Source organism: Roseovarius sp. MBR-6 (assembly GCF_040547525.1).
Classification (GTDB): Bacteria; Pseudomonadota; Alphaproteobacteria; order Rhodobacterales; family Rhodobacteraceae; genus Roseovarius.
Genome location: NZ_JBEPPW010000006.1, coordinates 154,248 through 166,770 on the forward strand (window position 1 = coordinate 154,248; position 12,523 = coordinate 166,770).

The 12,523-nt window shown below is 64.2% G+C and carries 12 protein-coding genes; 2 read left to right on the plus strand and 10 right to left on the minus strand.

Annotated features, from left to right (window positions below; translation table 11 throughout):
• Positions 1–5 precede the first annotated feature (5 nt).
• The 10 genes from ABIE57_RS10175 to ABIE57_RS10220 form a co-directional block, all read right to left on the minus strand.
• Positions 6–965 carry a calcium/sodium antiporter gene (locus tag ABIE57_RS10175; RefSeq protein ID WP_354538904.1) on the minus strand — a complete coding sequence of 320 codons (960 nt, stop codon included), beginning with the start codon at positions 963–965 and terminating at the stop codon, positions 6–8.
• Positions 962–1,132, minus strand: a complete 171-nt coding sequence (locus ABIE57_RS10180) for a hypothetical protein (protein ID WP_354538905.1) — start codon at positions 1,130–1,132, stop codon at positions 962–964. Before ABIE57_RS10180 ends, ABIE57_RS10175 begins: the two co-directional genes overlap by 4 nt.
• Before the next feature lies 1 nt (position 1,133).
• Positions 1,134–1,931 (minus strand): S49 family peptidase, encoded by a 798-nt coding sequence (locus ABIE57_RS10185; RefSeq protein ID WP_354538906.1) that lies wholly within the window; start codon positions 1,929–1,931, stop codon positions 1,134–1,136.
• A 97-nt stretch (positions 1,932–2,028) separates the two neighbouring features.
• Positions 2,029–2,841, minus strand: a complete 813-nt coding sequence (phnE, locus tag ABIE57_RS10190) for a phosphonate ABC transporter, permease protein PhnE (protein ID WP_354538907.1) — start codon at positions 2,839–2,841, stop codon at positions 2,029–2,031.
• Entirely contained in the window at positions 2,838–3,638 is an 801-nt protein-coding gene (gene phnE / locus ABIE57_RS10195; protein WP_354538908.1) for a phosphonate ABC transporter, permease protein PhnE, read from the minus strand. The genes phnE (ABIE57_RS10190) and phnE (ABIE57_RS10195) overlap by 4 nt, the downstream gene beginning before the upstream one ends.
• Entirely contained in the window at positions 3,638–4,456 is an 819-nt protein-coding gene (gene phnC, locus ABIE57_RS10200; protein ID WP_354538909.1) for a phosphonate ABC transporter ATP-binding protein, read from the minus strand. The genes phnE (ABIE57_RS10195) and phnC overlap by 1 nt, the downstream gene beginning before the upstream one ends.
• Positions 4,457–4,516: 60 nt before the next feature.
• Positions 4,517–5,467 (minus strand): phosphate/phosphite/phosphonate ABC transporter substrate-binding protein, encoded by a 951-nt coding sequence (gene phnD, locus ABIE57_RS10205; RefSeq protein WP_354538910.1) that lies wholly within the window; start codon positions 5,465–5,467, stop codon positions 4,517–4,519.
• Positions 5,468–5,569: 102 nt separating this feature from the next.
• Positions 5,570–6,502, minus strand: coding sequence for an ABC transporter permease (locus ABIE57_RS10210; protein WP_354538911.1), 933 nt, complete (start codon positions 6,500–6,502; stop codon positions 5,570–5,572).
• Positions 6,495–7,502: an ABC transporter permease gene (locus ABIE57_RS10215; protein ID WP_354538912.1), complete on the minus strand. Its 1,008-nt coding sequence runs from the start codon at positions 7,500–7,502 to the stop codon at positions 6,495–6,497. Before ABIE57_RS10215 ends, ABIE57_RS10210 begins: the two co-directional genes overlap by 8 nt.
• Before the next feature lie 68 nt (positions 7,503–7,570).
• Entirely contained in the window at positions 7,571–9,271 is a 1,701-nt protein-coding gene (locus tag ABIE57_RS10220; RefSeq protein ID WP_354538913.1) for a peptide ABC transporter substrate-binding protein, read from the minus strand.
• 242 nt (positions 9,272–9,513) lie between these two features.
• On the opposite strand from ABIE57_RS10220, the gene ABIE57_RS10225 reads away from it, so the two are divergent.
• Both ABIE57_RS10225 and argE read left to right on the plus strand, forming a co-directional pair.
• Positions 9,514–11,334 carry an ABC transporter ATP-binding protein gene (locus tag ABIE57_RS10225; protein WP_354538914.1) on the plus strand — a complete coding sequence of 607 codons (1,821 nt, stop codon included), beginning with the start codon at positions 9,514–9,516 and terminating at the stop codon, positions 11,332–11,334.
• A gap of 2 nt (positions 11,335–11,336) precedes the next feature.
• Complete coding sequence (argE, locus tag ABIE57_RS10230) at positions 11,337–12,500, plus strand: acetylornithine deacetylase (RefSeq protein ID WP_354538915.1); 1,164 nt, start codon at positions 11,337–11,339, stop codon at positions 12,498–12,500.
• Positions 12,501–12,523 lie beyond the last annotated feature (23 nt).

Consider the following 12,523-nt stretch of genomic DNA (forward strand, 5'->3'; position numbering starts at 1 on the left):
TCCGATCATGTCACCACGATGAGGACATAGGTTGCATAGCTGGCCGTCAAGGCAATGCCCCAGAGCCGCCCGATATCCTGACGCAGGAACACGAAGGGGATCAGGAGAAGCGAAGCCGCCAGCATCACCCAGAGATCGAAGCGCAGGAATTCGGCATCGACCGGGATATCGCCGACCAGGGCGGCGATCCCGATGATCGCCAGCAGGTTGAACATGTTCGACCCGATCACATTGCCAAGCGCCACATCGGCCTGTTTGCGCAGCGCCGCCATCACCGTCGTCGCCAGTTCCGGCAGCGAGGTGCCGACCGCGACCAGCGTCAGCCCGATCACCGCCTCGCTCACCCCGTAGCGCAGGGCGAGGATAGAGGCATTGTCCACCAGAATATCCGCCCCGAGCGGCAGGCCGATCAGCCCCAGCACAAGAAAGACACCGATCTGCCACCAGGGCATGTCGGGGTCGGCCCCTTCGACCTCTTCCTCGTCATCGAGAAGTTTCGCGGCAGCGACCTGACGTCGATGGACCATCGACCGGTAGACGGCATCGCCAAGCATCAGCGCCAGGCCGCCCAGCAGGATCAGCCCCGCGATCCAGTCGAGCACGCCGCGATGCGCCAGCGCGATGAACAGCACAGTCGCCGCCAGCATCTGAAGATAGGAATGGCGACAATGGCAGCGGCTTGTGTGCATCACCGCAAGGATCGCCGGTATTCCGAGCACCAGAAGCACATTCGCGGTGTTGGAGCCGACCACATTGCCAAGCGCCAGCCCCGGCTTGTCCACCAGCACGGCATTGACCGAGATGAGAAGTTCAGGCGCGGAGGTGCCGAAAGCGACGATGGTCAGGCTGACGATCAGAGCGGGAATTCCGATCCGGAGGGCAAGATTGACCGCGCCCTTCACAAGCGCATCGCCCGCCAGAAGCAGGATCACGAGGCCGAGCGCGACCATCAGCCATGGCATCATGTCCGGGGACCTTTCTCGCAGTTGCAGGGCCCCTTGCCGATCCGGTAGCGCCCGCAGCGTTTGCATTTGGCCTCTGCCAGCCGCTTTTGTCCCGGAAAGCGCAAGCGCCCGAACATGGCCAGCACGGCCATTCCGACAAGAAACAGGGCAACGATCTTGACCAGCATGTCAGAGGCCGAAGCGCGCGTAATGCGCACGTTCTTCCAGCGTGCCGAGCGCCTCGCCGACGATCCGCGCGCCGAAACGCGACAGGAAACCGCGCCTGCGGCCATAGCGCACAAGGCGGACCTTGTCGCCATAGACCTCCTTCATGCGCGGCTCCAGATGGCCGAATCCGTCGGCAAGGCCCAGTTCGATGGCGCGCCCGCCGAGCCAGAATTCGCCGGTGAAAAGCGCCGGGTCATCCGAGAGCTTCGGCCCGCGCCGGTCCTTGACATGGGCGATGAAGGCGCTGTGAATATCCTCCAGCAGCGCCTTGAGGCGGGCCACATCCTCGGGTTTTTCCGGCAGAAAGGGATCAAGCGTGCTCTTGGATTTGCCGGCGGTGTAGACCCGCCGCTCCAGCCCCTGCCGCTTGAGGAACACATCGGCCCCGAACCCCGCCGAGATCACGCCTATGGAGCCGAGGATCGAGGACGGATCGACGCGGATATCGTCTGCGGCCACGGCGAGCCAATAGCCACCAGAGGCCGCCACATCCTCGACAAAGGCATGCACGGGGATCTTCTTTTCCTCCGCCAGCCGCCGGATGCGCGCGGCAATGAGCGAGGATTGCACCGGCGAGCCGCCCGGCGAATTGATCACCAGCGCCACCGCCTTGGGCTTGCCGCGGCGAAACGCCTTTTCGATCACGGGGGCAAGCGCCTCGTCGCTGAGGGCCGCGCGCGGCCCCGCTCCGATCACGCCCGCGAGCCGGATCACGGCCACGCGCGGTGGCTGTTTGAGGAAGGGGACAAGATGTCTCATGTGACCCGATGTAGAGTGCGCCCGCGCGACAAACAAGGCGGCTTTCCCCGTAAGATCGGGAACGGGTGAAATTCGTCACCGGGGCACGGCGTGCGCCTCAAATGATGGCGTGGCGCATCCGCGCCGAGACCCATTCGCTCAACACCACCGTGGCGAGAATGAGCAGCAGGATCACCGTCACCTGCGGCCAGGCCAGCACGTTGAGCGAGGCCTGCAATTTCAGCCCGATGCCACCCGCGCCCACCAGCCCGAGGATGGTGCTTTCGCGGATGTTGATATCCCAGCGGAACACCGTGATCCCCCAGAAGGCGGGCATGATCTGCGGCACGATGCCGTAATTCACCACCTGCGCCGCACTGGCACCGGTGGCCGTGACCGCCTCGATCTGGCGCGCGTCGGTCTCCTCGATGGCCTCGTAAAGCAGCTTGCCGATGAAGCCGATCGAGCGCAGCGCAATGGCCACGATCCCGGCCAGCAGACCGGGGCCGATGATCGCCACCAGCAGAAGCGCCCAGATGAGCGAGTTGATCGAGCGCGAGGCGACGATGATGAAAAGCGCGATGGGCCGCAGGATATGCGGTGACGGCGTGGTATTGCGCGCCGCCATGAAGGCCACCGGAACCGCCATGATCACGCCGCCCAAGGTGCCGAGCGTGGCGATGTTGATCGTGTCCCACAAGGGGACCATCAGTTCGGGCAGATAGCTCAGACGCGGCGGCCACATGCGGTTGCCGATATCGGCGGCCTGCTTGGGCGCGTCCGACACGAAGGCCCAGATGGTGTTTTCCGTCATCACCTGCCAGCACCACACAAACAGCGCGACGAGCGCGAGCCAGCCCATCCACCGCAGCAGTCGCGCGCGCGGGGTGCGATGCGCCCAGACCTTGGAATAATGGCCGATCTCGCTCATTGCAGGAACTTTCGCAGATAGCTGGAGCCGTATTCCGCCACCATCACGATGCCGATGATGATCAGCAGGATCGCCCCGGCGCTGTCATACTCATAACGGTCGATGGCGGTGTTGAGCGTGGCCCCGATGCCGCCCGCGCCGACGATGCCGATGACCGCCGACTCGCGGAAATTGATGTCGAGCCGGTAGAGCGACAGGCCGATGAGGCGCGGCATGACCTGCGGTTGCACGGCGTAGTTGACCAGTTGCCCCCAGCTTGCCCCGGTGGCGCGGATCGCTTCGGCCTGCGCCTCGTCGATTTCCTCGATATCATCGGCCAGAAGCTTGGCGATAAAGCCGATCGTGGCGAAGCTGAGCGTGAGAAACCCCGCGAAGGGGCCGAAACCGAACATGGCGACAAGGAAAATGGCGATGATGATTTCCTGCAACGCGCGGCTGACGGCGATGATGCTGCGGCAGATATAGTAGATCCAGCGTGGCGCGAGGTTGCGCGCCGCCCCGATGCCGATGGGAACGGAGATGGCGACACCGACCACAGTGGAGGTCAGCGTCATGGTGAGGCTTTCCTCCAGCCCTTGGGCGATATCCTTCCAGCGGCTGGTGAAATCCGGTTGCAGAAAGCCGAGGATGAAGCGCTGCCCGCGCTCCATGCCTGCGGCCACACGTGCCCAGTCCACATCGACAGAGCCAACGGCCAGCACGAGATAGGCGAGGATGCCCAGTTGCAGCGCGATGCGCCAGCGCCGGTCGGTGACGATCTGCGGCGGGCGGTGCCAGCGTGTCGGGTAGGTGGCCATCAGACGATGGCCTCCATCCGGGCCAGCGCCTCGGCCTCGGCTTCGGCCTGTTCGCGGTCTCCCGCGCGCATGGCGTTCCAGTCCTCGGCCCCGTAAATCTCGGTCAGCGCGCCTTCGGTCAGCGCCTCGGGCGGGCCGTCAAACACCACGCGGCCCGCGCGTAGCCCGACGATGCGCTGCATGAATTGCTGCGCCAGCGGCACGTCATGGATATTGACGATGGCAGGCAGGTCGCTCTCGGCGCAAATCTCGGTCAAAAGGCGCATGATCTGGCGGCTGGTTTTCGGATCAAGGCTCGCGGTGGGTTCGTCCACCAGCAGCAATTCGGGCTCCTGCGCCAGCGCGCGGGCGATGCCGACCCGCTGCCGCTGCCCGCCCGAGAGCGCATCGGCGCGCTTGTCGGCGTGTTCCATCAGCCCGACCCGGTCCAGCAGGCGATAGGCGTTCTGGATGTCGACGGGCGGGTAACGCCGCAGGAAGCTGCGCCAGAACGGCACATAGCCCAAACGGCCAGACAGCACGTTCTCCATCACCGTCAGCCGCTCGACCAACGCATATTCCTGAAAGATCATGCCGATGCGGCGGCGCTGACGGCGCAACTCGCGCTTGCCAAGCTTTGCCAGGTCCACATCGCCCAGCATCACCGCGCCCGCCGTCGGCTCAACCAGCCGGTTGATGCAGCGGATCAGGGTGGATTTGCCCGCGCCCGAAGGCCCGATCAGCCCCATGATCTGCCCCTTGGGCACGTCGAGCGTCACGTCGCTCAGCGCGGTGTCGCCGGTCTTGTAGGTCTTGCTCAGACCCTTGAGATGCAGCATGGCACAGCCTTTCGATAAAGATCACGGGCGGCAATCGCCGCCCGCGTCAGCCCGCAAGGCTCAGTTGCAGTTGTATTCGACGCCGTTGGCCTCGTCGATCTGGCGGATCACTGACCAGTTGTCCTTGAAGGTGATCGGGATGAACTGCGCCTCGCCGGATTTCTCGAACTCGGCCTGAAGCTTGGTGCCCTCCCAATCGAAGCCGAAGAACGCCTCCTTGATCTTCTCCTGAAGGTCGGGGTGCAGGTTGTAGACCACGCCATAGCCGGTGGTGGGGAAGGTCTCGGAGGTATAGAGAACCGCAAGCTGGTCTTCGGTGACGACCTCGCGCTGGATCATCCGCGCCTTGACCGAATTGGCGATGGCGGCGGCGGTGTAATCCTTGTTGGCGACGCCGAGGATCGAATTGTCGTGCTTGCCCGAGAAAACCGCCTCGAAATCGCGGCCGGCCTCCAGCCCGAATTCTGCCCGCAGAAGGGCAGAGGGTGCCTTGAAGCCCGAATTCGATGTCTCGGAGGTAAAGGCCATCTGTTTGCCCTTCAACTCCTCGATCTTGGTCACGCCCGAACCGGGATAGGTGATGATCTCCATCTCGTAGCCGAAAGAGCCATCGGCGGCGGCCATGATCGTGAACGGGCGAAAGCCCGCACAGGCCACGGCAAGCGGGTTCGAGCCGGTGTTGAACCCCGCCACATGCAGCCGACCCGCGCGCATCGCCTCGATCTGGGCCGCGTTCGACTGCACCGGGAAGAATTGCACGGTCTTGCCGGTCACCTCGGCCATGTGATCGAGAAATTCCTGCCACACCTCGGCATAGACCGCCGGATCCTCGACGGGCGTATAGGCGAAGATGAGCGTGGCGGGATCAAGCCATTGCGACTGATCCTCGGGAATATCGGCGATCAGATCCCCGTCATAGTCGGTAAAGCGGTCGCTCAGCGTGAACTCGGCATGAACCGGTGCTGCCACGGCAAGTGCCGCGAGAGCGGTGACTGTCATTGCGATTTTCATGTCTCTCTCCCTTGGTTTGTGGTTCGCGGTGCCCGGGTATCGCCCGCGCGTAACAAGCCGATGAAGCGATGATGCGCGCAAACCGCCCGATGACAACCTCTTTCACCGCCCCCGTATTCTCGGGTCGAGCGCATCGCGCAGCCCGTCGCCCATGTAGTTGATCGACAGCACCGTAAGCGAGATGCCAAGGCCGGGCCAGAATACCCGCTCGGGGTAATCCTGCAAGTATTGCACCGCATCGTTGAGCAGCCGCCCCCATGTCGGGAAATCGGGCGGAAAGCCAAGGCCGAGGAAGCTGAGCGCACTCTCGGTGATGATCGCGTTGGCGATGCCCAATGTGGCCGAGACCATGATCGGCGACATGACATTGGGCAGGATATGCCGGGTGATGAGGTTGAAATTGGTGGTGCCGATGGAGCGCGCGGCAAGGATGAATTCGCGCTCTTTCAGCGCCAGAACATCGCCGCGCACGATCCGCGCCGTGGGCATCCAGCTTGTGACGCCGATGGCCACCACGATCAGGATGAAAATCCCCCGCTCCGGCCCGAACACGCCGTTGAGGCTCTCGCGGAACAAGAGCACCATCACCAGCAAGAGCGGCAGGAGTGGCAGCGACAAAAAGAGGTCCGTGAGCCGCATCAGCACCCCGTCAAGGCGTTTGAAAAACCCCGCCAGCACCCCCACGAGCGAGCCGAGCACCAGCGCCAGCAGCATGGCCGTCAGCCCCACCGCAATCGAGGTCTGCCCGCCCGCCATCATCCGCGCCAGCGTATCGCGGCCCAACTGGTCTGTGCCGAAGGGATGCGTCCAGCTTGGCCCCTGATTGCGCGCGCGAATGTCGATGAAGGTGGCGTCATAGGGCCAGACCAGCGGCCCGAGGAACACCCCTGCGATGATCGTGAAAAGCACGATACTGCCGATGAGCGCGCCGCGATGGCTGCGGAACTGGTCCCAGACGTCGCGCCACTGGCTGCGCGGCGGCGCGGTGGGGCCGGTATCGGTGAGGGCGGCAATCGGTTTGGGGGCATCAGTCATAGCGGATCCTCGGGTCGAACACGCCGTAAAGCACGTCTGCCACGATGTTGAAGAGCACGATCAGCACAGCGATCATGAAGGTGACGGTCTGCACCATCGGCAGGTCATTGGCCTCGATGGCTGTGATCAGAAGCTGGCCCAGCCCGTTCACCTTGAAGATCTGCTCGGTGATGATGGCCCCGCCAAAGATCGACGGCACGCCAAGCGCGATCACGGTGATCACCGGGATCATCGAGTTGCGCAGCACATGGACCATGACCACCGACCATTCCGACAGCCCCTTGGCGCGCGCGGTGCGCACATAGTCCTGATTGAGGTTGTCGAGCATCGAGGCGCGCATGAAACGGCTGATCTGCGCTGTGGTCTGCAAGGCCAGCACCATCACCGGCATGACCATCTGCATCAACTGCTTCTTGAACGTGGCCCAGTCGACCACCACCAGCGTGGTGTCATAGATCGAGGGCAGCCAGCCCAGTTGCACCGAAAAGATCACGATCACCAGCACGCCGGAGAAGAACGGCGGCACCGAATAGCCGACCATGGTGATGAATGTGCCGGTCTGGTCAAAGACCGAATATTGCCTGTAGGCGGAATAGATTCCGATGGGCAGGGCAATCAGGATCCCCACCACATAGGACATCGCCACCACCCAGAGCGTCTGCGGCATCCGCTGCACGATCACGTCCATGACGGGCGAGCGGAATTGCCAGCTCAGCACGCGCTGTTGGCCCTCGGCCAGCGCGGTGCCAAAGAGCCAGTCGATGAGCATCATCGGCTCGACCACGAAGAACTGCCACATCCATTTCACGAAGCGGATATGGGTCGGCTCGCCGAGGCCAAGCGCGAGGCGCATCTTTTCCTTGACCTCGGGCGGCACGGTCAGCGGCACCTGCGCCATGGGATCGCCGGGTGCCAGTTCCAGCAGCAGAAAGATCACGAGGCTGATGAACAGGAGCGTCGGGATCGCAAGCACGAGCCGACGGATGGTATAGGTGAGCATGGGCGGCCTGTCCTAAAGAGGGCGGAAAGGGCCGGGCATTTGCCCGGCCCCGGCCTGTTCGTCGCGGCTTACTTGATGCGATACCAGTCGGCCGCATTCCACAACTCGGTGTCCCAGGTGTTGAGCTCGACCCCACCCAGCGTGTTGGAGCGCGCCGAGACCCGGCCACGATCCACCAGCGGCACGATGGTGTAGCTGTCCTTGGTCAGCATGTCGTTGAGCTTCTTGGCAATCTCCGCCCGCTCTTCGAGGGCTGCGGTGCGGCCCAGTTCCTTGACCAGCGCGTCATAGGCCGGATCGCAGAAGCGGTTGATATTCTCGCCCTGCCACTGCGTTTCGGGGCGCGGGGCCTTGTTGCAGGTATAGCCCGCCAGATAGCTTTGCGGATCGGTGCCGTCGAAGTTGTTGGCATACATCTCCACGTCGGCATAGAACTTGGGGAAGGTGTCCGGGCTGCCCGGATCGCTACCGAAGAACACGGAAGCCGAGATGTTGCGCAACTCGGTCTCGATGCCGATTTCCTGCCACCACTGCTTGATCAGCGCCTGAAAGTCCTGGCGCACGGCATTGGTAGAGGTCTGGTAAAGGATCGACAGTTTCTTGCCATCCTTTTCGCGGATGCCACCGGCACCGACGGTCCAGCCCGCCTCTTCCAGAAGCGCCTTGGCACCCTCGATGTCCTGCGTCAGACACTCGGTATTGTCCGAGGCAAAGATTTCCGGCGCAGGCACGAGATTGCAGGTCGGGCGGCCCGCCTTGCCATAGCCGATTTCCGTGAGCAATTCGCGGTCAATGGCCATCGACAGCGCCTTGCGCACGCGCATGTCGGTCAGGAACGGGTGCGGATGCTTGGCGGTCGCGCGCTCGCCCTCGGGCAGGTCGGGCGAGGGATCGGTGAGGTTCATCTCGATCCGCTCGACCAGTGTGCCAAAGGCCGACATGGCCACGCCCTTGCCTGCCGCTTCCATGTTGGCGATCACGTCGGGGGCAAGTTGCAGGTTCCACGCATAGTCGAATTCGCCGGTTTCCAGCACCGCGCGGCCTGCCGCCGTGGCATCGCCGCCGCCCTTGAAGGTCATGGTGGCGAAACGCGGCTTGGCCGGGTCGCGGTAATTGGGGTTGGCCGAAAGCGAGATCACGTCATTGGGGCGGAACTCGTCCACCTTGAAGGGGACGGTGCCGATGGGGGCGAAGTTGGCATCGGTGCATTCCTGCGCCCGCGCGCCCAGGCACTCGGCGAATTGCGCCGCCTGGATGATCGGGGCCTGTCCGCCCATGAACGGGCCATAGGGCACCGGCGTGGGCTGCGAGAAATTCACCTTGACCGTCAGATCGTCGATCACTTCGACCGATTCCACGCCTTCGTATTTGCCAAGCTGCGCGCAACCACCCTCGGGGTGCATGCAGTATTCGGCGGTGAATTTCACGTCCGTTGCGGTGAAGGGCGTGCCGTCCGACCAGGTGATCCCCGGTTTGATCTTCCAGGTGATCGAGGTGAGATCCTCGGCCACGCCGCCATTTTCGACGGTGGGGATTTCCTCGGCCAGATAGGGGACCATCTCGCCCTTGGTGTTGTAACGGCCCAGCGGCTCGATCACGAGGCTCGCGGCCTCAACCTCCTTGGTGCCCCCCGACAGGTAAGGGTTCATGATCGAGGGGGCCTGCCAGTAAATCAGGTTCACATGGCCGTCCGCGCCGCGCTCGGCCTGCGCCATGCTGGCGAGACCGGCAAGGGCGGTGGCACCCAGCAGCAATGGTTTCAGGGTCATCTCGTGTTTTTCTCCACTGTTGGACGGCTCTTTGCGCCATCTCGTTTGCGCTTTGACGGGGGGCGGGCGGGCCGCAGCAGGCCCTGCCGCATCCCCGACGGCCCGGTCATCTCAGACCGGATCGCGGCAAAAAGCAAGCCTGTCCTCGTCAAGGGAACGAAAACGATCTTCCAATGACGCGCGGCGTTTGACAGCGGCGCACCTTCTGCCTAGCGTTTCAGCGATATGACAGGGAGACTCCCATGCTCGACAGACCGCTGGCCCGTATCGAGAATCTGCGCGTCGAGTTCCAGACCCGCGACGGCCCGGTCGTGGGCGTCGAGGATGTCTCGTTCGAGGTCAACCCCGGCGAAACCGTCTGCATCGTCGGCGAGAGCGGGTCGGGCAAATCGGTCTCCTCGCTCTCGCTGATGCGGCTGATCGACTATGGCGGCGGCGAGATCGCGGGCGGGCGGATGCTGTTCGACCGCAAGGAAGGCGGCGAGATCGACCTTGCGAAAACCGATCAGAGCCTGATGCGCACGATCCGCGGCAACGAGATCGGCATGATCTTTCAGGAGCCGATGACCGCGCTCAACCCGGTCTTTACGGTGGGGCGGCAACTTTCCGAAGGTTTGCGCGTCCATCGCGGGATGGACAGGGCGCAGGCCCGTGCCCGCGCGCTGGAGCTTCTGAAAGAGGTGCGCATCCCCGAGCCCGAGCGCCGCCTTGATCAATACCCGCACGAGCTTTCGGGCGGGATGCGGCAGCGCGTGGTCATCGCCATGGCGCTGGCCTGCGAGCCGCGCCTTCTGATCGCCGACGAGCCGACGACCGCGCTCGACGTGACCATTCAGGCCGAGATCCTTGCCCTTATCGACCGGCTCAAGCGCGAGCATGGCACGGCGGTGATCTTCATCACGCACGATATGGCCGTGGTGGCGCAAATGGCGGACCGGGTGGTGGTCATGTTCCGCGGCAACAAGGTCGAGGAGGGCACGGTCGAACAGATCTTCGAGGCCCCCACGCACGACTATACCAAGGCGCTTCTGGCCGCCGTGCCCAAGCTGGGCGAGATGCGCGGCAAGGCATACCCCGAGCCGATGCGCCTTCTGGGATCGGACGGCCACGAGATTCGTCCCATCGTGGGCAGTGACGAGACGCTGCTGACCGTCAAGGGGCTGACCACGCGCTTTGCCGTCAAGGGCGGGTTCTTTCGCCGGACGCTGGCCAATGTCCACGCGGTCGAGGATGTGTCCTTTGACCTGCAAAAGGGCCGCACCCTCAGCCTTGTGGGGGAATCGGGCTGCGGCAAATCCACCGCCGGGCGCTCGATCCTGCGGCTGATCGAGCCGATGGCAGGCGCGGTGGTGCTGGACGGCACCGACATCATGGCGCTCGACGCGGGCGGGCTGCGCCGTGCGCGCGCCGACATGCAGATGATCTTTCAGGACCCGTTCGCCAGCCTCAATCCGCAGATGAAGCTGGCCGCGCAGGTGGCCGAGCCGATGAAGAATTACGGCCTTGTCAGCCGGTCGGAAATGGAGGATCGCGTGGCGATGCTGTTTGACCGGGTGGAACTGCCGCGCTCGTTCCTGCGCCGCTTTCCGCACGAACTCAGCGGCGGGCAGCGGCAGCGCGTCGCCATCGCGCGCGCGCTGGCCTTGAACCCCAAGCTCATTGTCTCGGACGAAGCGGTAAGCGCGCTTGACGTGAGCGTGCAGGCGCAGGTCGTGAACCTGATGATGGAATTGCAGGCCGATCTTGGCCTCAGCTACGTGTTCATCAGTCATGACATGGCCGTGGTCGAACGCGTGAGCCACGATGTCGGCGTCATGTATCTGGGTCGCATCGTCGAGCGCGGGCCGCGCGCCGCCGTCTTCGAGGACCCGCGCCACCCCTATACACAGGCGCTGATGAAGGCCGTGCCGATCGCCGATCCGCGCCAGCGCAAATCCGAGAAGGATCTGAATTTCAAGCCGATCCCTTCGCCGATTCATCCGGTGGGCTACGCGCCGGGGCCGTCGGTCTATGAAGAGGTCGGGCCGGGGCATTTCGTGCTGACCTCTGAAAGCGGGTATTGAGCATGGACACCCTCTCTCCGCTGGAGATCATGACGCGGCTTGTCGCCTTCCCGTCCGTGAGCCGCGACAGCAACCTTGACCTTGTGGACTGGGTCGAGGGCTACCTTTCCGGTCATGGCATCGCCGCGCACCGCCACTATGACCCGACCGGGCAGAAGGCCGCGCTCTTCGCCCATGCCGGGCCGGAGGTCGCGGGCGGCGTCGTGCTCTCGGGGCATACCGATGTGGTGCCGGTGGACGGGCAGGCCTGGTCATCCGATCCCTTCACCGTGACCGAGCGCGACGGCAAGTATTACGGGCGCGGCTGTGCCGACATGAAAGGCTTTGACGCGCTGGCCATCTGGGCACTGGTCGAGGCGCATCAAAAGGGCGTGGCGCGCCCGCTGCAACTCGCGCTCAGCTATGACGAGGAGGTGGGCTGCCTCGGCGCGCCGCCGATGATCGCGGCGATGCAGGGCGTGGTGCCGCGCGCGGACCTGGCCATCATCGGCGAGCCCACGACAATGCAGACGGTCACCGGCCACAAGGGCGGGCTTGGCTACAACGTGCATGTCCAGGGCTTCGAGGTGCATAGTTCGCTCATGCACCGGGGCGTCAACGCGATCATGGCCGCCGCCCCGCTCATTGACTGGGCCAACCGGATGAATGCCGAGAACCGCGCGAAACGGCCCTCCGAGCTTGCCGCGATGTTCGAGCCGCCCTGGACCACGCTTCATGTCGGTCAGATCGAGGGCGGCACGGCGCATAACATCACCGCCAAGGACTGCCGGTTCGGCATGGACTTCCGCGTCGTGCCGGGCGAGGACCCCGAGACCTGGGGCGCGCTCTTTCTCGAAGAGGTCCGCGCGGCCGAGGCCGCCATGCAATCGGTGCGCCCAGAGGCCCGGATCGACGCCGTCCCCCGGTTCACCGTGCCAGGTCTGCGCCCCGAAGAGAACGGCGCGGCCGAAGCGCTCATCCGCCGGATCACCGGCGACAATGGCTCTCATGTGGTCAGCTACGGCACCGAGGCGGGCCAGTTCCAGGAGGCGGGCTATTCGGCGGCGATCTGCGGTCCCGGCGACATCGCGCAGGCCCATCAGCCCGACGAATATATCACCGTCGCGCAGTTTGAGGCCGGTCACGGCTTCATGCGCGCGCTGCTGGAACGGCTTTCGGCGGGGTAGGGGCGGCGATGGCCCCTTGCCTT